General features: G+C 62.2%; 27 protein-coding genes and 1 pseudogene. 23 read left to right on the top strand and 5 right to left on the bottom strand.

Translation table 11 applies throughout. The features are described from left to right. Positions 1 to 20: 20 nt before the first annotated feature. A complete protein-coding gene (locus CKW25_RS05730; RefSeq protein ID WP_095078225.1) occupies positions 21 to 812 on the bottom strand; it encodes a hypothetical protein in 792 nt (263 codons plus the stop codon). Positions 813 to 1,062: 250 nt separating this feature from the next. On the opposite strand from CKW25_RS05730, the gene CKW25_RS05725 reads away from it, so the two are divergent. Next, the gene (locus CKW25_RS05725; protein WP_095078224.1) at positions 1,063 to 1,659 is read left to right on the top strand and encodes a MarC family protein; all 597 of its coding nucleotides are present in this window, start codon (positions 1,063 to 1,065) and stop codon (positions 1,657 to 1,659) included. Between the two features lie 205 nt (positions 1,660 to 1,864). Here the strand turns inward: CKW25_RS05725 and cobJ are convergent, their stop codons facing one another. From cobJ to cobG, 4 genes are read right to left on the bottom strand one after another with little or no spacing between them, the layout of a single operon-like run. Beyond that, a complete protein-coding gene (gene cobJ, locus CKW25_RS05720) occupies positions 1,865 to 3,568 on the bottom strand; it encodes a precorrin-3B C(17)-methyltransferase (RefSeq protein WP_095078223.1) in 1,704 nt (567 codons plus the stop codon). Beyond that, the gene (locus CKW25_RS05715; protein ID WP_095078222.1) at positions 3,568 to 4,299 is read right to left on the bottom strand and encodes a precorrin-2 C(20)-methyltransferase; all 732 of its coding nucleotides are present in this window, start codon (positions 4,297 to 4,299) and stop codon (positions 3,568 to 3,570) included. Before CKW25_RS05715 ends, cobJ begins: the two co-directional genes overlap by 1 nt. After that, positions 4,299 to 4,925 carry a precorrin-8X methylmutase gene (locus CKW25_RS05710; protein ID WP_095078221.1) on the bottom strand — a complete coding sequence of 209 codons (627 nt, stop codon included), beginning with the start codon at positions 4,923 to 4,925 and terminating at the stop codon, positions 4,299 to 4,301. Before CKW25_RS05710 ends, CKW25_RS05715 begins: the two co-directional genes overlap by 1 nt. Next, entirely contained in the window at positions 4,918 to 6,225 is a 1,308-nt protein-coding gene (gene cobG / locus CKW25_RS05705; RefSeq protein WP_256577933.1) for a precorrin-3B synthase, read from the bottom strand. The genes CKW25_RS05710 and cobG overlap by 8 nt, the downstream gene beginning before the upstream one ends. A gap of 133 nt (positions 6,226 to 6,358) precedes the next feature. Between cobG and cbiE the strand changes: the two genes are divergently transcribed. From cbiE to CKW25_RS05595, 22 genes and pseudogenes are all read left to right on the top strand, one after another. Then, complete coding sequence (cbiE, locus tag CKW25_RS05700; RefSeq protein ID WP_095078219.1) at positions 6,359 to 7,570, top strand: precorrin-6y C5,15-methyltransferase (decarboxylating) subunit CbiE; 1,212 nt, start codon at positions 6,359 to 6,361, stop codon at positions 7,568 to 7,570. Beyond that, on the top strand, positions 7,563 to 8,660 hold the full coding sequence (locus CKW25_RS05695; protein ID WP_095078218.1) for a cobalt-precorrin-5B (C(1))-methyltransferase: 1,098 nt from the start codon (positions 7,563 to 7,565) through the stop codon (positions 8,658 to 8,660). Before cbiE ends, CKW25_RS05695 begins: the two co-directional genes overlap by 8 nt. Then, the gene (locus CKW25_RS05690; protein WP_095078217.1) at positions 8,657 to 9,382 is read left to right on the top strand and encodes a cobalt-precorrin-6A reductase; all 726 of its coding nucleotides are present in this window, start codon (positions 8,657 to 8,659) and stop codon (positions 9,380 to 9,382) included. Before CKW25_RS05695 ends, CKW25_RS05690 begins: the two co-directional genes overlap by 4 nt. 56 nt (positions 9,383 to 9,438) lie before the next feature. Beyond that, complete coding sequence (locus CKW25_RS05685; protein WP_095078216.1) at positions 9,439 to 9,774, top strand: type II toxin-antitoxin system RelE/ParE family toxin; 336 nt, start codon at positions 9,439 to 9,441, stop codon at positions 9,772 to 9,774. A gap of 4 nt (positions 9,775 to 9,778) precedes the next feature. Then, positions 9,779 to 10,102 carry a DNA-binding protein gene (locus CKW25_RS05680; protein WP_095078215.1) on the top strand — a complete coding sequence of 108 codons (324 nt, stop codon included), beginning with the start codon at positions 9,779 to 9,781 and terminating at the stop codon, positions 10,100 to 10,102. 113 nt (positions 10,103 to 10,215) lie between these two features. After that, a complete protein-coding gene (locus CKW25_RS05675) occupies positions 10,216 to 10,617 on the top strand; it encodes a DUF2946 domain-containing protein (protein WP_095078214.1) in 402 nt (133 codons plus the stop codon). A gap of 62 nt (positions 10,618 to 10,679) precedes the next feature. Next, positions 10,680 to 11,159, top strand: a complete 480-nt coding sequence (locus CKW25_RS05670) for a copper chaperone PCu(A)C (protein WP_172736423.1) — start codon at positions 10,680 to 10,682, stop codon at positions 11,157 to 11,159. Between the two features lie 12 nt (positions 11,160 to 11,171). Further along, complete coding sequence (locus tag CKW25_RS05665; RefSeq protein ID WP_371854720.1) at positions 11,172 to 11,618, top strand: DUF2946 domain-containing protein; 447 nt, start codon at positions 11,172 to 11,174, stop codon at positions 11,616 to 11,618. A 90-nt stretch (positions 11,619 to 11,708) separates the two neighbouring features. After that, positions 11,709 to 13,838: a TonB-dependent copper receptor gene (locus tag CKW25_RS05660; protein ID WP_095078211.1), complete on the top strand. Its 2,130-nt coding sequence runs from the start codon at positions 11,709 to 11,711 to the stop codon at positions 13,836 to 13,838. Positions 13,839 to 13,956: 118 nt separating this feature from the next. After that, the gene (locus CKW25_RS05655) at positions 13,957 to 15,339 is read left to right on the top strand and encodes a PepSY domain-containing protein (RefSeq protein ID WP_095078210.1); all 1,383 of its coding nucleotides are present in this window, start codon (positions 13,957 to 13,959) and stop codon (positions 15,337 to 15,339) included. A gap of 210 nt (positions 15,340 to 15,549) precedes the next feature. Next, positions 15,550 to 16,338 carry an ABC transporter ATP-binding protein gene (locus tag CKW25_RS05650; RefSeq protein ID WP_095078209.1) on the top strand — a complete coding sequence of 263 codons (789 nt, stop codon included), beginning with the start codon at positions 15,550 to 15,552 and terminating at the stop codon, positions 16,336 to 16,338. Continuing rightward, positions 16,335 to 17,294 carry an ABC transporter substrate-binding protein gene (locus CKW25_RS05645; RefSeq protein ID WP_095078208.1) on the top strand — a complete coding sequence of 320 codons (960 nt, stop codon included), beginning with the start codon at positions 16,335 to 16,337 and terminating at the stop codon, positions 17,292 to 17,294. The genes CKW25_RS05650 and CKW25_RS05645 overlap by 4 nt, the downstream gene beginning before the upstream one ends. Beyond that, positions 17,291 to 18,301, top strand: a complete 1,011-nt coding sequence (locus CKW25_RS05640) for an iron ABC transporter permease (RefSeq protein ID WP_095078207.1) — start codon at positions 17,291 to 17,293, stop codon at positions 18,299 to 18,301. Before CKW25_RS05645 ends, CKW25_RS05640 begins: the two co-directional genes overlap by 4 nt. A 333-nt stretch (positions 18,302 to 18,634) precedes the next feature. Continuing rightward, a complete protein-coding gene (locus tag CKW25_RS05635) occupies positions 18,635 to 19,057 on the top strand; it encodes a hypothetical protein (RefSeq protein ID WP_095078206.1) in 423 nt (140 codons plus the stop codon). Positions 19,058 to 19,288: 231 nt separating this feature from the next. Then, positions 19,289 to 20,554 (top strand): urea ABC transporter substrate-binding protein, encoded by a 1,266-nt coding sequence (gene urtA / locus CKW25_RS05630; protein WP_095078205.1) that lies wholly within the window; start codon positions 19,289 to 19,291, stop codon positions 20,552 to 20,554. Positions 20,555 to 20,714: 160 nt separating this feature from the next. Continuing rightward, positions 20,715 to 22,217: an urea ABC transporter permease subunit UrtB gene (urtB, locus tag CKW25_RS05625; protein WP_095078204.1), complete on the top strand. Its 1,503-nt coding sequence runs from the start codon at positions 20,715 to 20,717 to the stop codon at positions 22,215 to 22,217. Then, positions 22,217 to 23,274: pseudogene (gene urtC / locus CKW25_RS05620) on the top strand (urea ABC transporter permease subunit UrtC). Before urtB ends, urtC begins: the two are co-directional and overlap by 1 nt. Next, positions 23,271 to 24,143: an urea ABC transporter ATP-binding protein UrtD gene (gene urtD, locus CKW25_RS05615; protein WP_095078203.1), complete on the top strand. Its 873-nt coding sequence runs from the start codon at positions 23,271 to 23,273 to the stop codon at positions 24,141 to 24,143. The pseudogene urtC and the gene urtD overlap by 4 nt, the downstream one beginning before the upstream one ends. 131 nt (positions 24,144 to 24,274) lie before the next feature. Then, the gene (gene urtE / locus CKW25_RS05610) at positions 24,275 to 24,973 is read left to right on the top strand and encodes an urea ABC transporter ATP-binding subunit UrtE (protein ID WP_095078202.1); all 699 of its coding nucleotides are present in this window, start codon (positions 24,275 to 24,277) and stop codon (positions 24,971 to 24,973) included. Between the two features lie 30 nt (positions 24,974 to 25,003). Further along, a complete protein-coding gene (locus tag CKW25_RS05605; protein ID WP_095078201.1) occupies positions 25,004 to 25,843 on the top strand; it encodes an urease accessory protein UreD in 840 nt (279 codons plus the stop codon). A 59-nt stretch (positions 25,844 to 25,902) separates the two neighbouring features. Then, a complete protein-coding gene (locus CKW25_RS05600) occupies positions 25,903 to 26,205 on the top strand; it encodes an urease subunit gamma (RefSeq protein ID WP_095078200.1) in 303 nt (100 codons plus the stop codon). A gap of 9 nt (positions 26,206 to 26,214) precedes the next feature. Continuing rightward, a complete protein-coding gene (locus CKW25_RS05595) occupies positions 26,215 to 26,748 on the top strand; it encodes a GNAT family N-acetyltransferase (protein WP_095078199.1) in 534 nt (177 codons plus the stop codon). The last annotated feature ends 1 nt before the right edge of the window (position 26,749 follow it).

The following is a 26,749-nucleotide window of genomic DNA, read 5'->3' as shown; positions in this document are numbered from 1 at the left end:
ACCCGTTAAAACATGCCAGATCAGATTTCGTAGCTTTCGATTTTACGCTTTGAGTTGGCGCCAAGTTTTTCCCGAATGTACTCGCGATTCTGCTCTACCAGCGAAGGCACCTTCCTGAAGACGGACTCGCCACGATAGAGTTTCACCTCACGAGAATCCCAATCCACAAACAGCACTTTGGTCGAAGTATTCTTTCGTATAAAACGCACAGTCCCCAACGCGATGGTTACTTCACCGTTGACCTCAGTACAGGTCCCCGTCGACATCCCACCCACACCATGCTCCAGCATATTACGCTCATAAAGTATCAGTGCCGTTTCGTGCTTCTTCAACGCATTAATGGCGTCACCTGCAACTTTCAGCATCAATACGCTGGCCGGCCCTGGCACAGCCATTCCCGCGACAACCGAACCCAGGATCTCCAACACCAATTTATCCATTCGAACGGAACTTCCACCCACGTTCAGATCGTTATAGAATTTTTGGCTAGCGACCCAGCCAGCACTATGCATAACTTCCAGGAATTGGTAATACCACTCCTTCCCCTGAGACTCTAGAGGGAATGCCTTATTCGCAACAAGGCTCGAAAAAAGAAAAGCATGGAGAACATCTTCCTGGTTCTGTGCATCCAGATTTGCAGTAAACGCCAGTACACCCTCACCGACTATTGAAGCCATGCTGGGGGCATCGATAGTATCTTCGGGCGTCGAAAAACTGCGAGAACGGCCAACCGGGACCGCATCAATTTCATAACCACGTAAACGCTTGGCACTTACAGCCACAGCGGCCTCATCAATATTTTCATCAAACATATTAACTTCCTTATTAATAAACCAATCCAACCACAAACTTACACAACAACTTTAGACCTCCCTCCCACAAAGCGACAAGCCAAACTTGTAACGCCACACTTCAAATGAACAGCACACTTATACAAAAACAATAACCCTTCAAAAAACCAAATAACTCGAATGGAAAGCACACATTTTCAATCAGGCACCCACAAATTATTGACCGACTGATAGACTCTCACTCAACGATTTCCAGCGGCGAGTCAAAATCATGCTCCACGTGTTGTTCAGTGTTTACCTGAAGATGCTGGTGCTCTACAGCCCGTTCTTCGTGCTGTCCTGCTTCATCAGCCTGACCCGTGGCTATTCCAACAAGGAACGCCGACGACTGGCCTGGAAGGTCGCTTTCGCGACGCTGATCTCCAGTGTCCTGCTGTACCTGTTCGGTCGAGTGATTTTCAGTGTGTTCGGCATCACCGTAGACGCCTTTCGCATCGGCGCCGGCAGCGTGCTGTTCATCTCGGCGCTGGGCATGGCCCAGGGTAAATCGGCGGTGCAGACCGATAACGTGCAGCAGGACGTGACCATCGTCCCGCTGACCATCCCGCTGACCGTCGGCCCTGGCACCATTGGCGCCCTGTTGGTCATGGGCATCGGCCAGCCGCACTGGGATGACAAACTGACCGCCATCCTCAGTATCGCCCTGGCCAGTTTCACGGTCGGCGTGGTGCTGTACCTGTCCAACCGCATCGAGCAGATTCTCGGCGACCAGGGGCTGCAGATTGTCAGCCGGTTGATGGGGTTGTTCGTGTGTGCGCTGGCGGCGCAGATTATCTTTACCGGGGTCAGAGGATATCTGGTGCCGTAATCCATGGCGCTTGCTCGCAAAAAACAAGGTCTTGCGTGTCAATTACAAGGCCTTGCCGTTTTACTGCAAACCCCATCATTCAAAAAACCAAAGTTCACTCCAACAGTTACGACAACTTCGACGCACGCATTTTATTGTGTAACTGCGTAGCAAAACGTCTATTGCGCGACCTTATCAAGCGGCCTCCAAAGGAGGCCGCAGGTATTCAGGAAGCCGGCTTGGTGTCGTACCAGCGCGGTGTATAGACCCAGTCACCGCCTTCGGCGCGCGGGAACACGCAGGTCGTGGACGAGCCGATCAACACCATGGTGCGCATGTCCACTTGATCAGGTGTCAACGCACCGAGCGTGGTGACACGCAGTGTCTGGCCCGGACGGCCGATATCACGCCCCAGCACGACCGGCGTGTCCGGCGTGCGGTGCTGGGCGACGATCTCCAGCGCACGGCCGAGTTGCCATGGCCGGGCGCGCGAGATCGGGTTGTAGAACGCCAGCGCCAGATCTGCTTCGGCGGCCAGATCCAGACGTTTCTCGATGATCGACCAAGGCTTGAGGTTGTCCGATAGCGACATTACGCAGAAGTCATGCCCCAGCGGTGCACCGGCCTGAGCGGCGGTCGCCAGCGAGGCCGAAACCCCCGGCAAGATCTCCAGGTCGACGCTGTGCCACATCGGATCGCTGGACTCGTGCAAGGCTTCGAGCACCGCCGCTGCCATGGCGAACACGCCTGGGTCGCCGGACGACACCACAATCACTGAACGTCCCTGGGCTGCCAATTCAAAGGCGTGGCGGGCGCGCTGCATTTCTTCGCGGTTGTCAGTGCAGTGCAGCACCTGATCGGGGCGGAAGGGGCCAGCCATGCGCACGTAGGTTTCGTAGCCGAGTACGTCGGTGGCCCGTGCCAGTTCGGCTTTCACCGCCGGCACCATCAATTCGGCAGCGCCAGGACCAAGCCCGATCACCGCCAGACGCCCGCGAGGGCGGCCAACCTGCGTCACCTCCAGCGGCCGGTCGGCGATGGCGATAGCGATGTCGTGCGCCGTCGCACTGATCGTCGCGTCAGGCACCGCGCTGCGCGCCAAAGCGCCGATGTCGCTCGCCGCCGCGACAAAGCGCAATGGCACACCCAACTCAAGGGCGGCTTCACGCAAGACCGGACAGGCCATCCCGGTGTCCGCCGCAACCAGAACGGCCAACGCCTGCACCGCCACTTTCGCTTGCTGCAGCGTCGCACGGATGGTGTCCGGCAAATCCGCCACCCCGGCACTCACCGCCACCGCGACGCTGCGTGGATAGATCTGCAATTCGTTGGCGCTTGCCTCACGCTCGCCACTGCCGACATGGATCGAACGCTGCGCCTGCGGATCTTCCGGCAACTGCGCCTGATCCAGCCACGGCGCGACGCCGTCAATGCGCACGCTGTGCCCGGCCAGCAGATCGGAGACAAAACGCTTGCCCTGTTCCAGATCTCCCAGCGCATAGCCGCTGGGCGGGTTGAGCAGGCAAGTGCCGAAGCGCAGTTCGCCGCTGGTGGTGATGGCCGCGCTGACTTCAAGCGCCGTGGCAATCTCCCGGGCCATGACATTCACCCCGCCGAGACCGCCGAGCAATGGCACCACGGCGCTGCCGTCTTCGGCCACGGCCAGCACCGGTGGTTCGGCGCCTTTTTCCAGCAGCAGCGGCGCCAGGGTGCGGATGACAATGCCGGCCGCGCACAAGGCAATGATCGGCGTGCCTTGCTGATAGAGCTGACGCAGGGTCGCACCGAATTCATGGTAACTACGATCCACGTCCTCGACCCGCTCGGCCAGACCGTGGATCAGTGCATCGGGATAGCGCTGCTGGATCTTGCGCGCGGTTGCAAGGCTGCCATTACCGAGAATGACAATCGCCGGAACGGGACGTGTCATCAACCTTGCCACCTCTCACCGGGAACGATGATCAATGAGAAGTACGGCGAAGACATCGGCTCGACCTGATCCAGGGGCACGATCTTCTGATTGGCCATGGTCGCGCGCTCGACGTACAACGCCCGCTGCGCCAGACCGAGTTCTTCCAGCACCTGCCGGACCTTCGGGAAGTTACGCCCCAGCTTCATCACCACTGCCGCATCGGCATCGGCCAGGCGTCGCTTGAGCTCTTCATGAGGTAGCACACCGGACAGCACCGACAGGCTCTGGTTGCGATACACCAGCGGCGCACCGAGTACCGACGCACCGCCGAGCATCGAGCAGACACCCGGCACCACTTCGGCCTCATAACGCTCGGCCAGGCGATCATGCAGGTACATGTAGGAGCCGTAGAAGAACGGGTCGCCCTCACAGATCACCGCGACATCGCGACCGGCGTCCAGATGCGCGGCGAGTTCCTGGCCGGCGGCATCGTAGAAATCGCTGATCACTTGCTCGTAGGACAACGGCGGCGCCAGGGTTTCGGTGGTCACCGGATACACCAGCGGCAGCAAGGTCTGTGCGTCCTGCAAATGCGCCTCGATGATGCCGAACGCATTGCCCTTTTTACCTTTGGCCACGAAGTACGCCACCACCGGTGACTCGCGCAGCAGGCGCAGGGCCTTGACGGTAATCAGCTCCGGATCACCGGGGCCCACGCCAAGACCGATCAAACGTCCAGGTTGCTGCATCATTCAATCTCCGTGGCGAGGGCATTGATCGCTGCGGCGGCCATGGCGCTACCGCCCAACCGGCCTTGCATGATCACAAATGGCACGCCACGGCTGTCCGCCGCGAGCATGGCCTTGGATTCGGCGGCACCGACAAACCCCACCGGGAAGCCGAGGATCAGCGCCGGCTTGGGCGCACCGGCATCCAGCATTTCCAGCAGGTAGAACAACGCGGTCGGGGCGTTGCCAATCACCACCACGCTGCCTTCCAGGTGCGGGCGCCACAGCTCCAGCGCCGCCGCCGAGCGGGTGTTGCCCAGTTCACGGGCGAGGTCCGGGACACTGTCGTCACGCAGGGTGCAGATCACCTCGTTGTTGGCCGGCAAACGGGCGCGGGTCACACCTTCGCAGACCATGCGTGCATCACACAGAATCGGCGCACCGGCCGCCAGTGCATCGCGCCCGGCCTTGCCCGCCCCTTCGGAAAACTGCAGCCCATCGATGGCCTCGACCATGCCGCAGGCATGGATCACGCGCACCGCGAGCTTTTCCAGATCGGCGGGAATCCGCTCAAGGTTGGCCTCGGCGCGAATGATCGCGAAGGAGTTGCGATAGATCTCCTGACCGTCGCGGATGTAATCAAGCATCAAGGGGGCTCCGTGGGTGGGCATCAAGCAATGCGCCGACCGCTTCAATAGTGAGGTTGCGTGCTTGCAGGGCGCCGAAACCCGGCTGCCCCGCATCGCGAAAATAGAGGTCGTAGTGACCGGGAGAAACGGCCAGCAAGGTGGCGGGGGCAATGTGGGCCGCCGCGCAGGACCGCGGGCAACCGGACAGGTGAACCTGCAGTGGGTCGCCCTTGCCTTGCCGTCGCCTGGCCAGGAGCCGCGCATCCGCCTTGGTATCGGCCAGGCCTTTGCCGCACCCGGCAGAGCCGGTGCAGGCAACCATCTGGGTCAACGCCTGGTCGACACTCAGCAGAAACCCCAGCTCTTGCAGGCGCTGGCTGAGCACGGGGGCATCCGCGGCCTGGATGTTCGGCAGCAGCAGGCTTTGCCAAGGGGTCAGTCGCAGGCTGGCGTCACCGAACGCTTCGGCCAGATGCGCCGCACCTTTGAGCATGGCAGGATCAAGACGCCCCAGAGGCGGGACAGCCCCCACATAGACCCGACCGTCCTGGCGCTGTGGATAAGTGCCGATAGGCGAACTGGAATACGACAAGGCACGCTGCCCATCGCTGAGCGGAGTCAGGGCCACACGCGTGGCCAAGACCTGCAGGAACGACTCCTGCGAGTACTCGCCCAGCAAATGACGCATGCGGGTTTGATCCGGGCGGGCGAGCTCTAGAAACAGCTCCAGCACCGCCACCACCAAGGCATGACCATCGCTCAACAGCACGGCCCCGACGGGCGGGTCTAGCGGGCATCCCGCCAGACCGAACACCAGTCGCTGCTCACCCTCAGCCTCGACAACACTCAGCCACAGGTCATGGGGGTGTTCGAGCATGACCAGGGCCTCGCCGCCGTCCAGTTGTATCGCGAACTTGGCCGACAAGTCGTGAAAACGGGCGTTGTTTTCCAGCGTGGCGAGGATCTGCGCCGCCAGTGGGCGAGTGTCGATGCGCATGTGGCGATCAATCCCCGCCGTCGGACTGAGCATCAGGTTGCGCACATCGTCACCCGCCGCCGAGCGTGGGCCCAATCCAGCCGCCAACAGGCTGTCGATCAGTGCCCCGTGATCGTTGCCGATCCCGCGTATCTGCAGGTTGGCGCGATTGGTCGCCTCGATCACCCCGCCGGCGAAACGCTCGGCAGCTTCGGCGACCGCCACGGCCTGGGCGGTGCTGATCGACCCGCCATTCAACTTGATCCGACAGATACCGCCGTCCGATGCCTGCACGATACGCAGCAACCCCGGGCAGGCCGAGGGGCGTAAGGCAGTATGCAATTGACGTTCGTTCAAGGGGGCGACCGGTTCAAGAGGTAGAAGCGCTTCGCGGACGAAGGCGCGGTATTATGCCTGCTTTGTCTGGCGGCATGAAAAGCCTGCCCGTCGGAACATACATGTTTGAGGAATATAGATGGCTCCCTGGCTGACAGTAGTAGGCATCGGCGAAGACGGCTTCAAGGGTCTGGGCAAGCACGCTCGGCACGCGTTGCTCGGTGCCTCGCGAATTGTCGGGGGGCAACGGCAACTCGATCTGTTGCCGGCGTGCATTCGCGGCGAACGTCAGCCGTGGCCTAGTCCTTTTTCCCTGGAGCCCTTGCTGGCACGGCGTGGCGAACCCGTCTGCGTGCTGGCCAGCGGCGACCCCATGCTGTTCGGCGTGGGCGCCAGCCTGGCGCGGCAAGTGCCGTGTGAGGAGATGCGAGTCCTGCCCGCGCCCTCTTCCTGTTCACTCGCGGCGGCGCGGATGGGCTGGCCGTTGCAGGATGTGGTGACGCTGTCGGTGGTCGCGCGCCCGGTCGCCGCCCTCAATGCCCAGCTGTTCAGTGGCGTTCGCCTGTTGGTATTGAGCAACGACCGGCACAGCCCGGCGGCGATTGCCGCCCTGTTGCGCGAGCGCGGCTTCGGGCCGAGCCGGATCAGCGTGCTGGAACACTTGGGGGGCGAGGCGGAGCGGCGCCTCGAGGGTCTCGCCAGCGACTGGAACGAGCCGTCGGTGGCCGACCTGAATGTGCTGGCCATCGAATGCATCGCCCAGCGGGATACCCCGCGCGGGTCACGCCTGGCCGGCCTGCCGGACTCAGCCTTCAAGCACGACGGCCAGTTGACCAAGCGCGACGTGCGCGCCATCACCCTGGCCCGTCTGGCCCCGGTGCCCGGCGAACTGCTGTGGGACGTTGGCGCGGGCTCTGGCTCGATCGGCATCGAATGGATGCGCGCCCACCCAAGCTGCCGCACGCTGGCCATTGAAGCCGATGCAGGCCGCCAGCAACTGATCGAACACAACCGCGACGCACTCGGCGTACCGGGCCTGCAATTGATCCGCGGCAGTGCACCGCAGGCGCTGGCCGGACTGGAACGACCCGACGCGATTTTCATCGGTGGCGGGGTCACCCGTGACGGCGTACTGGACACCTGCTGGGAACAGCTCAAACCCGGTGGACGACTGGTTGCCAATGCGGTCACCCTGCAAAGCGAAATGACCCTGATGGCCTGGCGCGAAAAACACGGCGGCGAACTGACGCGGATTCATATTGCCCAGGCGCAGCCGCTGGGTGACTTCGACACCTGGCGCCAGGCGCTGCCCATCACCTTGCTGGACGTGGTCAAGCCCTTCGATGCGTGACGAAACCGCCGAACAACCTACCCCCCTGCGCAGCGGCCTGACCACCGGCAGCTGCGCCACGGCCACCAGCCTCGCGGCGGCACGCTTGCTGCTCGGCGGCGTGAGCAGCGATGCGGTGGAAATCGTCCTGCCCAAAGGCAAGCAGGTGCGGATGCGCCTGGAGTTTTGCCGGCTGACCGCCGATGGCGCCGAAGCCGGGACTATCAAGGACGCTGGCGACGACCCCGACGTGACGCACGGCGCGCTGCTCTACAGCCAGGTCCGCCTGACCCCTGAGCCCGGCGTTCTCTTTAGCGCTGGCCAAGGCGTCGGCACCGTCACCCGTCCGGGGCTGGTGCTGGGCGTCGGGGAACCGGCAATCAATCCGGTGCCACGCAAGATGATGACCGACCACCTGTCTTCGCTGGCACTGGAGTTCGGCTACAGCGGCGGTTTTGCGGTGACGGTCAATGTCGAAAATGGCGAAGCCCTGGCGCTCAAGACCATGAACCCGCGCCTGGGCATTCTGGGTGGGCTGTCCATACTCGGCACCAGCGGCATCGTGCGCCCCTTTTCCTGCGCGGCGTACATCGCCTCGATCCATCAGGGCATCGACGTCGCCAGGACCAATGGCTACCTGCACATCGCCGCATGCACCGGCAATGCTAGCGAAGACACCATGCGCCGGGTCTATGACCTGCCGGAAATCGCCCTGATCGAAATGGGTGACTTCGTCGGTGCCGTGCTCAAGCACCTGCGCAAAGTGCCTGTGGATAAACTCAGCCTGTGCGGTGGCTTTGGCAAAATCAGCAAGCTCGCCGCCGGGCACATGGACCTGCACAGCCGTCATTCGAGCATCGACCTGCCACAACTGGCCGAATGGGCCGCTGCCATCGGGGCCGACGAAGCGTTGCAGCAGAACATTCGCGAGGCCAATACCAGCCAGCAGGCCCTGGCGATGGCCAGCGCCGCCGGTATCGCCCTGGGTGATGCGGTCTGCCAGCACGCGCTGGATTTCGCCCGCAGCGTGGTGCCCCGACAGGTACAGGTCGAGGTGTTTGCCATCGACCGCCAGGGCGGCATCGTCGGCCATGCGGGAGCATGGCAATGAAGCGCCTGCTGTTGCTCGGTGGCGTCACCGAAGCCCTGGCGATTGCCCGCACCCTGGGCCCGAGCCACCTCTACAGCCTGGCCGGTGTCGGTCGAGTGCCCACCGACCTGAACTGTCAGGTGCGGGTGGGTGGCTATGGCGGCGCTGAAGGCCTGGCGCGTTTCATCCAGGAGCAAGGCATCGACTTGCTGCTCGACGCCACTCACCCCTACGCCGCGCAAATCAGCCAGAACGCCGCGACTGCCGCGCAACACAGTGGCATCCCGTGCTGGGCCTTGCGCCGTCCTGCGTGGCAAGCGCAAGCCGGGGACGATTGGCGGGAAGTCAGCGACTGGGCCGAACTGGTCAAGGCGCTGGAACCCTTCAAGCGCCCGTTGTTCACCCTGGGTCGCGAGCCGCTGCAGCACCTGGATGAAATCCCGCCCGAACAGTTCTGGACCCTGCGCGCGCTGGAGGTTTACCCCGGCAATGAACGCTGCGAAGTGATCGGAGCGCGCGGGCCGTTCCACATTGAAGACGAACGCGCACTGTTCGAGCGCCGACAGATCGACGTGCTGATCAGCAAGAACAGCGGCAGCAGTGCCACCGAACCCAAGCTTGAAGTGGCGCGCGAGCGTGGGGTACCGGTGTTGATTCTCAAGCGACCGGTGCTGCAGGAGGTTGAGCGGGAGTTCCTGACGCTCAACGAAACACTTGAGGCGTTGGCAGCATTCACTTCTTGAGGCAGGATCACTCGCTTGCATGAACAGTAACCTATTTGTTACCTTCAAGGCCGCCTGTGATCACACTCGAAGAATACCTTCAGGACAACGATGCTAGCCCGTTCGGACGATGGTTCAGCACCTTGAATGCACAGGCAGCACTCAAGGTGTCCAACGCGCTAGTGCGATTGGAAATGGGTAATACATCCAACATCAAATGGTTTGATGGTCTCGGTGAATACCGTATCAATTGGGGCCCGGGATACAGAATCTATCTGGTACAGGAAGGCAAGCGCCTGATCATTCTGTTTGGAGGCGGCGACAAGTCCACCCAGAAGATGGATATCAAACAGGCAAAAACACTCGTGGCCGAATTTCGCACCCGGAAAAAGACTGAAAGGAACATGAGGTAACTCAATGGCACTCACACGAAGTTACAAACATACGATTGCCGAGCGCGCCCAGCGTGACCCTGAGTTCGCCCAAGCATTACTCGATGAGGCTGCTACTCTATTCCTCAATGGCGAACCGGAAATGGCTCGTATCATTCTTCGCGATCTCGTCAACGCCACAGTCGGTTTCGAAGCGTTGGCAATAGAGACGTCGAAGCCCAGCAAGAGCCTGCACAGAATGCTGTCCGCCAAGGGGAATCCCAGCATGGATAACCTGGCAGCCATATTTGCCGTGATACGCACGACGCTCGGCGTAGATATGCAGGTGCATGCGGTACCGGTGCACTGAAAAGGAAAGGCTCCACGCTTGTCTGCGACACCACACCGCACAACGGATTTTTACTTATCAATCCCGATCAGGCTAAATACGCCACCTGATCTCCCACTCGACCGGATATGACCATGTCCCGACAACGGCTCGCATTTGCCTGGATCGCCTGCTTCGCAGTGCTGTTCAACATGCTTGCCATGCCAATGTCCGGTGCGATGAGCAAAGCGTCCGGCCAGTCGCCAGCCGAGCAATTGTTGTGGGGCAGTTTCTGTTCGTCCAGCGGCACCAGGCTGGTGGCGATATCCCTCGGTGATCTCGAGCAAAAAGCCCCGCAAAACGACGACCACTCCAACATGCAGCATTGCTGGTGTTGCTCCGGCTCGGCGCCCTTGATGGCGCTGCCAGGCCATGCGCCACACCTGTACTTCGCGCACTTCGAGAGCAATCGAAGCCTGCCGCCGCCGACCCTCGACGCTCCCACGCCTCGCCAGCAATGGCCCAGTCTCAACCCGCGCGCCTCCCCCCTGGCCTGATTCGATTCGCAATTGACCTGCGTTTTAAATCGTTCCGGAGAACTGCCATGTTGAAACTATCCCTGGTCAAGCAGTCGCTGCTGCTGGCCGCGTTGCTGTTGCCTGCCTGCTTTGCCAATGCCCACGAATACACCGTCGGCGACCTGCAGATCGCCCACCCCTGGTCGCAAGAGTTGCCGCCCAATGCACCGACCGTGGCGGCCTACTTCGTGATTCAGAACCACGGTAAAACCGCCGATCGCCTGCTCAGCGTCGCGTCGCCGATTGCCGGCAAGGCCGAGCTGCACGAGCACGTGATGCAAAACGACCTGATGAAAATGCAGCAGGTCCCGAGTGTCGAAATCCCGGCTGGCGGCACCGTCACCTTCGCGCCAATGGCGTACCACGTCATGTTGCTGGAGCTAAAGGACCGTAGCCTGCTCACCGACGGCAAGCGTTTCGCGCTGACCCTGCAGTTCGAAAAATCCGGCGACGTGACCGTTGAGGTCGCGGTGCAGAAGCAACCGCCTGCCGGCAGCCAAGTGCACCAGCACGCCCAGTAGTTGCCGCCCGCATTGCGCTCACGCGACCGCAGGCGATCCGTGCCACGCAAGGCCTCGTTGACGGTCGCGCGCGGCAGCTGGATCAGCCTGTTCGCCATGCTGATGATCTTTATCGGTCCACTGATCTCTCAGTCGATGCCGATGGATCAACGCGCGCCAATGTCCATGAGCATGTCGATGGACATGAGCATGGACATGTCGTCCACCGCCCATGCCGGGCATGACGTACAACCGGCCGCCGAACACTGCCCGCCGCAATCCGACCATCACGCCATCTGGGAAAAGTGCGGCTATTGCAGCCTGCTCTTCAACTGCCCCGCCCTGCCCGGCAGCCTGTCGCTGGCGCTCTTCGACACACCGCCCGACCCTCACTTCATCAGCCCCTCCCCACGCCTGGGCCATGCCCGGCAAACCGTCTTCCCCGGCGCCCGTACCCGCGCCCCGCCCATCGTCACGTAAACCCCTTCACCACAACCGACACGGCCAACTGTCCAGTCCGACAGCCAAAGGCGGCTGGCCGTGTGTTTACGACTGATTGATGGAACCTTTATGTCCAGGTTTTCTGCTGACACACGCTTGAGCGCTGCTCAGGCATCCTTCACCCCGAACCCTTGCCGGGTTCGTATCAAACAGGCCGTCACCGTGCTCTGCGGTGCCCTCCTCGCGCCAATGGCCGGTGCCGCCGAGTCACCGACCGATCACAGCCAGCACACCGAAGAGCTGAGTCCGACGGTGATCACCGCCATCGCCCCCAGTTCGCCGCTGACCATCGTCACCAACCCCAAGGACCCGCGCCAACCGGTGCCGGCCAGTGACGGCGCTGACTACCTGAAAACCATTCCCGGCTTTGCCCTGGTACGCAACGGCGGCACCAATGGCGATCCGGTATTGCGCGGCATGTTCGGCTCGCGGCTGAACATCCTCACCAACGGCAGCACACTGCTGGGTGCCTGCCCAGGTCGAATGGACGCACCGACCTCGTACATCTCGCCAGAGACCTACGACAAGCTGACGGTCATCAAGGGCCCGCAAACCGTGCTCTGGGGCCCCGGTGCTTCGGCGGGCACCATCCTGTTTGACCGCGAGCCGGAAAGCTTCGGCGAGCTCGGCAGCCGGGTGAACGCCAGCGTGCTGGGTGGCTCCAACGGACGCTTCGACAAAGTGGTGGATGCCGCCGCCGGTGGCCCGCAGGGCTACGTGCGAGTGATCGGCAACACCGCCCATTCCGACGATTACCGCGACGGCGACAACGACACCGTGCCGTCGCGCTACGACAAGTGGAACGGCGATGTGGCCGTGGGCTGGACCCCGAGCGCCGACACACTGCTGGAGCTGACCGCCGGCAAGGGTGACGGTGAGGCGCGTTACGCCGGACGCGGCATGGATGGCTCGCAGTTCAAGCGCGAAAGCCTCGGCCTGCGCTTCGAGCAGTCGAACCTCAGCGACGTGCTGGAAAAGCTCGAGGCACAGGTCTACTACAACTACGCCGACCACGTGATGGACAACTACACACTGCGCTCACCGTCCGGCACCGGGATGATGGCGGGGCCCATGGCCTCGAACGTCGACCGTCGTACCCTCGGCGCGCGTATCAAGGCCACCTGGCGCTGGGCCGACCTGCAACTGATCAGCGGCATCGACGCCCAGACCAACGAACATCGCCAGCGTAAGGCGATGGGTATCGACACCTACAAGGACGTGCCACGCAACAAGGATGCGGACTTTCACAACTATGGCGCGTTCGGCGAGCTGACCTGGTACGCCGCCGACCGAGATCGCCTGATCACCGGCGCACGACTGGACCGCGCTTCGGCCAAGGATTATCGCCAGACCCTCGGCTCGGGAATGACCACCCGGCCCAACCCGACCGCTGACGACACGCGTGCCGATACCCTGCCCAGCGGCTTCGTGCGCTATGAACACGACCTGGCAGACAGCCCGACCACCCTGTACGCCGGGCTGGGTCATGTCGAGCGCTTCCCGGATTACTGGGAGCTGTTCTCGCCCAAGTCCGGCCCGATCGGCTCGCTCAATGCCTTCGATTCGATCCAGCCGGAAAAAACCACTCAGCTCGACGTCGGCCTGCAATACAAGACCCAGGACCTCGAAGCCTGGGCGTCGGCCTACATCGGTGAAGTACACGACTACATCCTGTTCGACTACACCCCGACCCCGATGGGCACGACCTCACGGGCCGAGAACGTCAACGCCCGGATCATGGGCGGCGAACTCGGTGCGGCGTACAACCTGACGTCCAACTGGAAAGCCGATGCGACCCTGGCCTACGCCTGGGGCAAAGACACCACCCACGACACCGCTTTGCCGCAGATGCCACCACTGGATGCACGCTTCGGCCTGACCTACAGCGAAGACAAGTGGAGCACCGGGGCCTTGTGGCGCGTGGTGGCGGCACAGAATCGCATCGACCTGAACAAGGGCAACGTGGTGGGCAAGGACTACGGCAAGAGCTCAGGCTTCGGGGTGTTCTCGCTCAACGGCAGCTACCGGATCAATCAGCACTGGAAGGTCAGCAGCGGCGTCGACAACCTGTTCGGCAAAAACTACGCCGAGCACCTGAACCTGGCCGGCAATGCCGGGTTCGGCTATCCGGCCAATGACCCGCAAGCGATCAACGAACCGGGGCGCACGCTCTGGACCAAGGTGGACATGAGCTTCTAACGCATCGCGGGCAAGCCCGCACATGAACACTGCCCTTGTGGCGAGGGCGCCTGCTCCCTCGCCACAGGTGTGCAGTTCGAGAACAACGAAAAGATCCAAGCCCAGCGGAGCACATGTAATGAAGCAACCCACACCGAACTTCTACAACCTGGCCTGGCGCTGGCATTTTTATGCCGGGCTATTCGTCGCGCCGTTCATGGTGATGCTGGCCCTGACCGGCATCATTTACCTGTTCAAGCCGCAACTCGACCCGCTGATGTACGGCAGCCTGATGAATGTGCCGGCCGGCCATCACAGCCTCAGCGCCGACACGCTGCTCAACCGTGTGCAATCGGCTTATCCACAAGGCCAGGTCACCCAGTACCTGCCGCCGATCAACGCCGAACGCAGCGCGCAATTCGTCGTGAAGAACGCGGGCAGCGAACTGAACGTGTTCGTCGACCCGTATCAGGGCGACGTCCTGGGCGAGCAGGACGCGAAGAACAACCTGCAGGCGATCGCCCGGGCCATTCATGGCGAGCTGATGATCGGCACCGTCGGCGATCGATTGATCGAGATGGCCGCGGGCTGGGGCATCGTGCTGGTCGTGTCCGGCGTCTTCCTGTGGTGGCCACGAGGCAAGGGTGGCGCCGGGATTCTGTGGCCACGGTTGAGCAGCAAAGGCCGTGTGCTTTGGCGTGACCTGCACGCGGTCACCGGATTCTGGGGCGCCGCCCTGTTGCTGGTGATGCTGCTCAGCGGCATGACCTGGACCGGTTTCTGGGGCGCGAAATACGCTGAAGTCTGGAATCGCTTCCCGGCCGCGATGTGGGACAACGTGCCCAAGTCCGACGAGCAGGCGCGCAGCCTCAACACCGCCACCCGCCAGACCGTGCCCTGGGCCATGGAAAACACGCCGATGCCTATGTCCGGCGACCATGCCGAACACATGGCCCACGGCGGTGCCAGCACTGCACCGGCCGCGCCAACCATCAGCCTGCAGGATGTGCAGGACATTGCCGGGCAACGCCAGGTCGAGCCCGGTTACAGCATCACCTTTCCGAGCACCGCCAGCGGCGTGTTTACCATCGCGGTGTTTGCCGACGACCCGCGCAACGACGCCACCCTGCATGTCGACCAGTACAGCGGCGAAGTCCTCGCCGATGTGCGTTGGGAGCACTACGGCAACGTCGCCCGTGCCACCGAACTGGGGGTGGTGCTGCACGAGGGCAAGATGTTCGGCCTGTTCAACCAGATCGTCATCCTGCTGATCTGCCTGATGATCCTGCTCAGCGCCGTCAGCGGTGTGGTGATCTGGTGGAAGCGTCGTCCCCAGGGCAAGTTCGGGGTGCCGCCGCTGCGCCATGACCTGCCGACCTGGAAAACCGGGGTGCTGATCATGTTGGCCCTGGCCGTGATGTTCCCGTTGGTGGGGGCGTCGCTGGTGGTGGTGTGGCTTCTGGACCGCGTGCTGCTGGTGCGTGCGGGTCGCCAGGCTGAATCGGCTTCATCTTCATCCTGAACACCGCGAGATGCGTGCGGCGGCCGGAGCTGTAGAATGCGCGGCTGCCGCCCTGTTGTGGCGAGGGAGCTTGCTCCCGCTGGGTCGCGCAGCGGCCCCAAAAATCAGTCATTGGCCCAACGCTACGATGGCAATGCAACACAGAGCGATTGCTTTGCAATCGAGCGGGAGCAAGCTCCCTCGCCACAAAGAACGCTCACAGGAAATGGCATGACCTCGCTGAACCTCACCCGACTGGCCTGGACACCCCTGGGCCATGGCCACTGCCATCACCAGTTCCAGCTGCGAGAAGCCAGCCTGCACGTAGGCGCCGGGGAGTTCGTCGGCCTGATCGGCCCCAACGGCAGCGGCAAGACCAGCCTGTTGCGTTGCGCCTACCGTTTCACGAAACCGGAGTCCGGCGAGGTCGAGCTGGCCCATCACAACGTGTGGAAGCAGTCGTCACGCTGGTGTGCGCAACGCATCGCCGTGGTGCTGCAGGAGTTTCCCGATACCTTCGGCCTGACGGTCGATGACGTGGTCGCCATGGGCCGTACCCCGCATAAGGGCCTGTTCGACGGCGATACCCTGGAAGACCGGCGCATCGCCGAACAGGCATTGGCGTCGGTCGGCCTCAAGGGCTTTGAAGACCACGCCTTCGCCACACTGTCCGGGGGTGAAAAACAGCGGGTGATTCTCGCCCGCGCCCTGGCCCAGCAACCGCAACTGCTGATCCTCGATGAGCCGACCAACCACCTTGATCCACGCTATCAGCTGGAGTTGCTGCAACGGGTCAAGCGCTTGCGCATCGGCGTCCTGGCCAGCATCCATGACCTGAACCTGGCCGCCGCATTCTGCGATCGGTTGTACGTGATCAACCACGGACGCATCGTCGCCAGCGGTACGCCCAAGGACGTACTGACTGCCACCCTGCTGCGCGAGGTGTTCGGGGTCGAGGCGCTGATCGATGAACATCCGCTGTCCGGCTACCCACGAATTACCTGGATAACCCAACCATGACCCTGCGAACCCTGCTCCGCTCCAGCCTGTCCGTCGCCCTGCTGCTGGGCTGCGCCCAGGCGTTCGCCGAAGCGACGCACTATCCGTTGACGATTCAGAGCTGCAACCGCGAAGTGATCTTCGAGCAAGCCCCCAGGCACGCCCTCAGCCACGACATCAACATGACCCAGATGATGCTCGCCCTGGGTCTCAAGCCGCGCATGGTCGGCTACAGCGGTATCAGTGGCTGGAAAGCCGTCACGCCCCAGATGCAAAGCATCCTCGACGGCCTGCCGGAGTTGGCGGCCAAGTACCCGTCCGTGGAAACCCTGCTCAACGCCAATGTCGATTTTCTCTTCGCCGGCTGGGACTACGGCATGCGCATCGGCGGCGACCTGACGCCACACACCCTCGGCCCGCTGGGCATCAACGTCTATGAACTGACCGAGTCCTGTGCCTTTGTGATGAAGCGCCCGGCGGCCAGCCTCGACGACACCTACAACGACCTGCGCAACCTCGGCAAAATCTTCGACGTGCAGGATCGCGCCAACCAGTTGATCGCCGACATGCAGGCGCAAGTGGCTGCGGCGCGCAACCACCTGCCTGCCGAAAAGCCTCGGGTGTTCCTCTACGACAGCGGTGAAGACCGCGCCATGACCTCGGGTCGCCTGGGCATGCCGCAAGCGCTGATCGACGCGGCCGGCGGGCAAAACATTCTCGACGACGTCGACGCGAGCTGGACCCGGGTCAATTGGGAAAACGTGGTGGAACGCAACCCCCAGGTCATCGTGATCGTCGACTATGGCGAAGTCACCGCCGAGCAAAAACAGCAGTTCCTGCTCAACAATAAGGCCCTGCAATCGGTGGACGCGATCAAGCACAAGCGCTTCATCGTCATCCCTTATGTGCAAGCCACGCCGGGGATCGACAACGTACTGGCGGTGGAAACCCTGGCCAAGGGTTTCCAGGGCACATGATCAACCATCGTTATGCCGGGCTGCTCACCGCGCTGGGCGCACTGTTGCTGGTCTCGTGCGTGGTGTCGCTGGGTTTTGGCTCGGCACGGGTGCCGGTGGACGTGGTCTGGGGGATTGTGCTGCACAAGGCGTTCGGTATCGGCGAGGTGGACTGGAGCGCCGGTCAGGAACACATCGTCTGGCTGATCCGCGTACCGCGCATGCTGCTCGGCGCCCTGGTGGGCGGCGGCCTGGCGCTGATCGGCGCGGTGCTGCAGGCGGTCACGCGCAATCCGCTGGCCGACCCGCACTTGCTGGGAGTGACCTCCGGCGCCACTCTGGGTGCCGTGATCGTGATCCTGCATGTGGGTGAGATCGTCGGCCTGCTGACCTTGCCCATCGCCGCATTCGTCGGCGCACTGCTGAGCATGCTGATGGTTCTGGCCATCGCCAATCGCAACGGCCGGCTCGACAGTGACCGCTTGCTGCTGTGCGGGGTGGCGGTGTCGTTCGTGATGATGGCCGTCGCCAACCTGCTGCTGTTTCTCGGCGATCACCGCGCAAGCTCGGCCGTGATGTTCTGGATGCTCGGCGGCCTGGGCCTGGCACGCTGGGAACTGCTCGCCTTGCCCGCCGCCTGCGTAGCGCTCGGGCTGACGCTGCTGGTGGGCATGGCCCGGCCACTGAACGCCTTGATGGCCGGCGAACAGACTGCCGTGACCCTGGGCCTGAACGCTCGCACGGTGCGCTTGCAGGTGTTCTTGATTGCCTCGCTGATGACCGGGGTACTGGTGTCCATCAGCGGCTCCATCGGTTTTGTCGGACTGATGGTGCCGCACATCGCCCGGCGCCTGGTCGGCGCCGAACACCGGCGTTTGCTGCCGGTATGCGTGTTACTGGGCAGTGTATTTCTGGTGTGGGTCGACGTAGCGGCGCGCACCTTGATCGCCCCCGAGGACTTGCCTATCGGCGTGGCCACGGCGGCGATTGGCGGACTGTTCTTTATCGGGTTGATGCGCAGGCGCTAACGCCGCGCATCACCCCTGCCCGATCGCACGACCGGATTACACCTCATCCCGCTGAACCGTGATCGATCCAAGCGTACCTGCTGCCATGCCATCCCCCGTGCTCCCCTGTCACACGGTCAGGTTCCAGCGCTCAATACCTGCAGTTCAGCGATGAGACAAACAATCACCTCGCAACCACGAAAAATCTTGTTTTAAGTCAACACTAAACAACTCAAACGATAAAACTCATAATCCGACAACTTCAAACGAGTACTTAGTTACATCTGTATACACACAAAATAACTTCCTACAACTTAACCATCATATTCCCTACAAAAATAACGCGAGGCCAATATGTTCAAGAAAATCATCGCATCCATCGCATTCCTTTCGGTGCCTGCCTGGGCAGCACAGCCGCCCTTCACCGGTACTGATTACAGTGGTCGATATGAATGCACCGGCATGGACAGTCATATCGGCGAATATAAAGGTATTGTCAAGATGACACTCGATCCGAAACAGAGTACCGGCGAGCACGGTGCCTATGACTTTACATTGACCTTGGCCGACAACTCCAGATACGACGGCTTTGCTATCGCCGATATGAACTCACTGGCGGCGTACTTTGCGTATACCGACCCAGAGCCAAAAGATTATGGCGTGGGTATCGCCAAAATCACGACAACTCCTGACGGAAAAGTCTCTTTCACCAAACACTACTACGCCCCCGAGTACCAAGGCGGCGGTTACGGCGTGGAAACCTGCGTCAAAGGTTAATCACTTATAGCTCTCGCGCCAGTATGGAGTGCCATGAGCAGCACCAATCTGGCGCACCTCGCTGCACCCGCACACCCGACACGTCCTCTCATGGTGCGCCCATTTAACGCATAGCCGCTCTAACCCGACATTTACCTGCCTTTGCCCGACCGGGCACAGCCCTTGCTATAGACCCTTCAGTCGTCCGCATCTGCTCACCAAGAAAACTCATGAGTTCATGGAGATCGCACAATGAAGCGTCGTAGCTTGATCAAGGCTTTCACACTATCGGCAAGCATTGCCGCGATGGGTATGACCTGGAGCCTCCAGGCCGCCGAGACCATCAAGGTCGGGATCCTGCACTCGCTGTCAGGGACCATGGCGATCTCCGAAACGTCGCTCAAGGACATGGCGCTGATGACCATCGACGAGATCAACGCCAAGGGCGGGGTCAATGGCAAGATGTTGGAAGCGGTGGTGGTGGACCCCGCATCGAACTGGCCGTTGTTCGCCGAAAAGGGCCGCCAGTTGCTGACCCAGGACAAGGTCGCAGTGGTGTTCGGCTGCTGGACCTCGGTGTCGCGCAAGTCCGTGTTGCCGGTGTTCGAAGAGCTCAATGGCCTGCTGTTCTACCCGGTACAGTACGAAGGTGAAGAGATGTCGCCGAATGTCTTCTACACCGGCGCCGCGCCAAACCAGCAAGCGATCCCGGCCGTTGAATACCTGATGAGCGAAGAAGGCGGCAGTGCCAAGCGCTACTTCCTGCTGGGTACCGACTACGTCTACCCGCGTACCACCAACAAGATCCTGCGCTCGTTCCTGCACGCCAAGGGTGTTGCCGACAAGGACATCGAAGAGGTCTACACCCCCTTCGGTCACAGCGACTACCAGACCATCGTCGCCAACATCAAGAAGTTCTCGGCCGGTGGCAAGACGGCGGTCATCTCCACCGTCAACGGCGACTCCAACGTGCCGTTCTATAAAGAACTGGCCAACCAGGGCCTGAAAGCCACCGACGTCCCGGTCGTGGCCTTCTCCGTCGGCGAAGAAGAACTGCGCGGCATCGACACCAAACCGCTGGTGGGCAACCTCGCGGCGTGGAACTACTTCGAGTCGGTGGAGAATCCGGTGAACCAGAAGTTCGTCGCCGACTGGAAAGCCTACGCCCAGAAACACAACCTGCCGGGCGCCGACAAAGCGGTGACCAACGACCCGATGGAAGCCACATACGTCGGCATCCACATGTGGGCGCAAGCGGCGCAGAAAGCCAAGTCCACCGACGTCGACAAAGTCCGCGAAGCCCTGGCGGGCCAGACCTTCGCCGCGCCGTCCGGCTACACCCTGACCATGGACAAGACCAATCATCACCTGCACAAGCCGGTGATGATTGGCGAGATCCAGGCCGACGGCCAGTTCAATGTGGTGTGGCAGACCGAAGGGCCGATCCGTGCCGAACCGTGGAGCCCGTTCATTACCGGTAACGACAAGAAGCCGGATTACGCGGTCAAGAGCAACTAAGCCACTGGATGTCGGGCCTGAACACCACGCCAGGACCCGACACAACCCCTGTGGGAGCGAGCTTGCTCGCGAAGTCGGCGGCACATCCAGCAACGATGTGACTGACACACCGCATTCGCGAGCAAGCCCGCGCCCACAAAGTCCGCGCAAGGCCACTGATATGCCCACCCCTCTTTACCGATTGATCGTCGCTTGCCTGCTGTTGCTGCCTCTGACGGTACAGGCTGGCGACGCTGAAGATTTCACCGCGGCCAATCCCGCACAGCAGGCCAGGCTGCTGGAAGGCTGGGCCGCACAACCCGATCCGGCACGTATCGAATTGATCAACGCCCTGCAACAAGGGCAGTTGATGGTCGATGGCCAAGCCAAGATCCTGCGCCTGAACAACCGCCTGCGGGGTCTGATCGACACCGCGCTGGCTAGCCATCAACTGTTCGCCGCCGATGGCGGAGTCCGGCTGGCGGCAGCGCAACACCTGCAAAAAAGCGCCAAGCCGGCGCAGCTGAAATTCCTCGACCAGCGCCTGGCGAGCGAACACGATAAACCGGTTCACGCCGCCTTGAGCCTGGCCCTGGCCAACCTGCAACTGGTGGACCCCGACCCGGCCGTGCGCCTGGCCGCCGTCCGGCTGCTCGGTGAAACGGGTGATCCACTGGCTCGCACCCGCCTTGAAGGCTTGCTCGAGCCCGGCGTTGAAACCGATACCGCCGTGCTCACCGCCGCGCAAACAAGCCTGGGCCAGGTCAAGCGCAAGCTGTTGATGGGTGAACTGCTTGGCCAAGCCTTCAGCGGCCTGTCACTCGGCTCGATCCTGCTGTTGGCGGCCTTGGGGCTGGCCATCACGTTCGGCCTGCTGGGCGTGATCAACATGGCCCACGGCGAGATGCTGATGCTGGGCGCCTACTCCACGTACATGGTGCAGATACTGCTCCAGCGCTTCACCCCGAATGCCATCGAGTTCTACCCGCTGATCGCTCTGCCCGTGGCGTTTTTCGTCACCGCCGGGATCGGCATGGCGCTGGAGCGTACGGTGATTCGCCATCTCTACGGCCGCCCGCTGGAAACCCTGCTCGCCACCTGGGGCATCAGCCTGATGTTGATTCAGTTGGTCCGTTTGCTGTTCGGTGCGCAGAACGTCGAAGTCGCCAACCCGGCATGGCTCTCGGGGGGCGTTCAGATTTTGCCCAACCTGGTGCTGCCGTACAACCGCCTCGTGATCGTTGCCTTTGCCCTGTTTGTGGTGGTGCTGACCTGGCTGCTGCTGAACAGGACGCGCCTGGGTCTGAACGTGCGTGCGGTCACGCAGAACCGCAACATGGCCGCTTGCTGCGGCGTGCCCACCGGACGCGTCGACATGCTCGCCTTCGGTCTCGGTTCGGGCATCGCCGGCCTGGGTGGCGTGGCGCTGAGCCAGATCGGCAACGTCGGCCCTGACCTCGGCCAGAGCTACATCATCGACTCGTTCCTGGTGGTGGTGCTGGGCGGTGTCGGACAGTTGGCCGGCAGCGTATTCGCCGCCTTCGGCCTTGGCATCGCCAACAAGATTCTCGAGCCACAGATCGGTGCCGTACTCGGCAAGATCCTGATCCTCGCGCTGATCATTCTGTTCATCCAGAAACGTCCGCAAGGCCTCTTCGCACTCAAAGGACGGGTGATCGACTGATGAACCAGCCCCTGCTCGTTACCGCCACACAAAAAGCCGGTCCCGGCGTGACGATTGCCGTCGGCGCAGTGATTTTCGGACTGTTGCTCGCGCTGCCATTGCTCTCGCTGTTGCCCCCCGACAACACGCTGCACGTCTCGGCCTACACCCTGACCCTGATGGGCAAAATCCTTTGCTACGCTATCGTCGCCCTCGCGCTGGACCTGGTCTGGGGCTACGCTGGCCTGCTGTCGCTCGGGCACGGCCTGTTCTTCGCCCTCGGCGGATACGCCATGGGCATGTACCTGATGCGCCAGGCGTCGGGCGATGGCCTGCCGGCGTTCATGACCTTCCTGTCGTGGACCGAACTGCCCTGGTACTGGACCGGTACCAGCAGCTTTATCTGGGCCCTGTGCCTGGTGGTGCTGGCACCGGGTCTGCTGGCGTTGGTGTTCGGCTTCTTCGCCTTCCGCTCGCGGATCAAGGGCGTGTACTTCTCGATCATGACCCAGGCCCTGACCTTCGCCGGGATGCTGCTGTTTTTCCGTAACGAGACCGGCTTTGGCGGCAACAACGGCTTCACCAACTTCCGCACGATCCTGGGGTTCGGCATCACCGAACCCGGGACGCGCGCCGTGTTGTTTCTGGCCACGGTGCTGTTGCTGGTGGCCAGCCTGTACATCGGCTGGCGCCTGGCGCGGAGCAAATTCGGCCGGGTGCTGACCGCCCTGCGCGATGCGGAGAACCGCCTGATGTTCTGCGGCTACGACCCGCGCGGTTTCAAGCTGTTCGTGTGGGTGTTGAGCGCCGTGTTGTGCGGTTTGGCCGGGGCGCTGTATGTACCGCAAGTCGGGATCATCAACCCCAGCGAGATGTCGCCCACCAACTCCATCGAAGCGGCGGTCTGACGCTGATCGGGCCGTTGCTCGGTGCCGGTGTGGTCAACGGCATGAAGAGCTGGTTCACCGTGGCGTTCCCCGAGTACTGGCTGTTCTTCCTCGGTGCGTTGTTCATCGTCGTGACCCTGTACCTGCCCAAAGGCGTGATCGGCCTGCTGAAGAAAAGAGGTGAGCAATGAGCGTGACGGCGAGCGTTGAATTCATGCTGGAACCGGCCTTCTTCCCGCCCCTGGAGCCGAACAAGGACGCCGGCAGCAGCCGTGACGCCATCGGTCTCGGCCAGCGTGTCGGCCCCGGCCTCGACACACGCCACGGCACGATCCTGACCCTGGAAGACATCAGCGTCAGCTTCGACGGTTTCAAGGCACTCAACGCACTGAACCTGTACATCGGCGTCGGTGAACTGCGCTGCATCATCGGCCCCAACGGCGCCGGCAAAACCACACTGATGGACGTGATTACCGGCAAGACCCGCCCCAGCCACGGCAAGGCCTGGTTCGGGGAAACCCTGGACCTGACACGCATGAACGAAGTGCAGATCGCCCAGGCCGGGATCGGCCGCAAGTTCCAGAAGCCGACGGTGTTCGAGGCCTTGAGCGTGTTCGAGAACCTGGAACTGGCGCAGAACACCGACAAGTCGGTGTGGGCCAGTCTGCGGGCCAGACTCACGGGCGAGCAGAAAGACCGCATCAGCGAAGTGCTGGACACCATTCGCCTGACGGCTTCAGTCAATCGCCCGGCCGGCTTGCTGTCCCACGGTCAGAAGCAGTTTCTGGAAATCGGCATGCTGCTGATGCAAGACCCGCAATTGCTGCTGCTCGATGAGCCGGTGGCCGGCATGACCGACGCCGAAACCGAATTCACCGCCGAACTGTTCAAACGCCTGGCCGGCAAGCACTCGCTGATGGTGGTGGAACACGACATGGGCTTCGTCGGCTCGATTGCCGACCACGTCACCGTGTTGCACCAGGGCAGCGTGCTGGCCGAAGGGTCGCTGGCGCAGGTGCAGGACAACGAGCGGGTGATCGAGGTGTATCTGGGCCGCTGATGGCTAATGGTAGGCGCGAGCGTGCTTGCGATGGACATCAACGATGACGCGTTTTTTTCTGCATGAATGTGTCGCCCTGACGTTCTTCGCGAGCACGCTCGCTCCTACAGGGAATTGAGGAGAATTCGAACATGCTCCACGTCGAAAAACTGCACCAGTACTACGGCGGTAGCCACATCCTGCGGGGCCTGACGTTTGAGGCGAAGGTCGGTGAAGTCACCTGCCTGCTCGGACGCAACGGCGTGGGCAAGACCACCTTGCTCAAATGCCTGATGGGCCTGCTGCCGGCCTCGGACGGCGCGGTGAACTGGGAAGGCAAGACCATCACCGGGCTCAAGCCACACCAGCGGGTGCACGCTGGCATCGCCTACGTGCCGCAAGGCCGGGAGATCTTTGGCCGGCTGACCGTGGAAGAAAACCTGCTGATGGGGCTTTCTCGCTTCGGCGCCAAAGAAGCCCGGGAAGTACCGGCGTTCATCTATGAGTTGTTCCCGGTGCTGCTGCAAATGAAGCAACGCCGGGGTGGTGATCTCTCGGGTGGCCAGCAACAACAACTGGCTATCGGCAGGGCACTGGCCAGTCGGCCGCGCCTGTTGATCCTCGATGAGCCCACCGAAGGCATTCAGCCGTCGGTGATCAAGGAGATCGGCGCGGTGATCAAGCAGCTCGCGGCTCGCGGTGACATGGCGATCTTGCTGGTGGAGCAGTTCTACGATTTCGCCGCCGAACTGGCCGATCAGTACCTGGTGATGTCCCGGGGTGAAATCCTCCAGCAAGGTCGCGGAGCAAACATGGAAACCGAGGGTGTACGCGGGCTGGTAACGATCTAACCTGAAACCTCCTGACGATAATGAGAAAAGATGACTGCCGCTGCCCCTGACACCGTGTTCACCCCCAGCTGGCACGCCGAGCTGGAACTCGGCTACGCCCGATTCGGCGACAGCACGCGCCCGGTCCAGCGCCGCCACAAGGGCCCGCTGCGAGTGCAAAAGCACCTGTACGCTGAAGGCCCGCAAGTGTGCCAGCACATCATCGTGCACCCGCCGGGCGGAATTGCCGGCGGTGATCGACTGGATGTCAGCGTCAACGTCGCCACCGACGCCTGGGCGCAACTGACCAGCCCCGGCGCCGCCAAGTGGTATCGCGCCGCTACCCCCGCCTATCAGCAACTCGACGTGACGGTGGCCGCTGGCGCCACGCTGGAATGGCTGCCGCAGGAAACCATCGTCTTCAGCGCCGCCCAGGCCGAGCTCGCCACCCGGATCGATCTGCAAGGCAATGCGCGGTTGTTCTTTTGGGACGTGGTCGCCCTGGGGCGCCCGGCCAGTGGCGAGCGCTTCGCGTGCGGGCACTTTCAATCACGACTCGACATCCGCCGCGACGGCCAGTTGCTCTGGCATGAACGTCAGCGCATTGTCGGTGGGGATGGGCTGCTCGATTCGCCGATCGGGCTGGACGGCTCGCCGGTTTGGGCGACCTTGCTGGTGACCGGAGAGATTGACACTGAACTGCTCGAGCAGTGCCGCTCGCTGGCCGGCGACGTGCGCGGCGACCTGACCCAACTGCCCGGACTGTTGGTCGCCCGCTGCCTGGCCAGTGAAGCACTGCTGGCACGAAACTGGCTAATTGCATTATGGACGTTGCTTCGCCCTGCCCTGCTCGGCCGCGCAGCGGTGCCGCCAAGAATATGGAACACCTGACTCATGCTATTGCCTGCATTTGCAGATCCCCATTTTTTATCTGCCTTGATGGATTGCCCATGGACCTGACCCCGCGCGAAAAAGACAAACTGCTGATCTTCACGGCCGGCCTGGTCGCCGAACGACGATTGGCCCGTGGTGTGAAACTCAACTACCCGGAAGCCATGGCCTACATCAGTGCGGCGCTGCTCGAAGGCGCGCGTGACGGCCAGACAGTCGCCGAGTTGATGCATTACGCCACCACCCTGCTGACCCGCGAACAGGTGATGCAAGGCATCCCGGAAATGATCCCGGAGATCCAGGTCGAAGCCACCTTTCCCGACGGCACCAAACTGGTCACCGTCCACCAACCCATCGCCTGAGACCGCGCCATGACTTTTCACATCCGCGACGCCCTGCATGACGACCTGCCGGCGATCCGTGACATCTACAACGATGCGGTCCTGAACACCACGGCCATCTGGAACGAACAGGCCGTGGACCTGGACAATCGCCAGGCCTGGTTCGTCGCCCGCCAATCCCAGGGCTATCCGATCCTGGTGATCGTCGACGCCGACCACAACGTACTCGGCTATGCCTCATTCGGCGACTGGCGACCCTTCGACGGTTTCCGCCACACCGTCGAGCACTCGGTGTACGTACGCAGCGACCAACGCGGCCATGGTCTTGGTCCTCGCCTGATGGACGTGCTGATCGAGCGGGCCAGGGACTGCGGCAAACACGTGATGGTCGCCGCCATCGAAAGTGGCAACGCCGCTTCGATTCGCCTGCATGAGCGTGCGGGCTTCGTCATCACCGGGCAGATGCCACAAGTGGGCACCAAGTTTGGCCGTTGGCTGGACCTGACTTTCATGCAATTGACCCTCGACCCCGGTGCCCAGCCACCGGTCTTTCACAAGGAGTGAA

The organism is Pseudomonas sp. Irchel s3h17 (assembly GCF_900187505.1).
Lineage (GTDB): Bacteria > Pseudomonadota > Gammaproteobacteria > Pseudomonadales > Pseudomonadaceae > Aquipseudomonas.
Note: the sequence above shows the minus strand (reverse complement) of the source record. Positions and strands in the feature narration are given on the sequence as shown.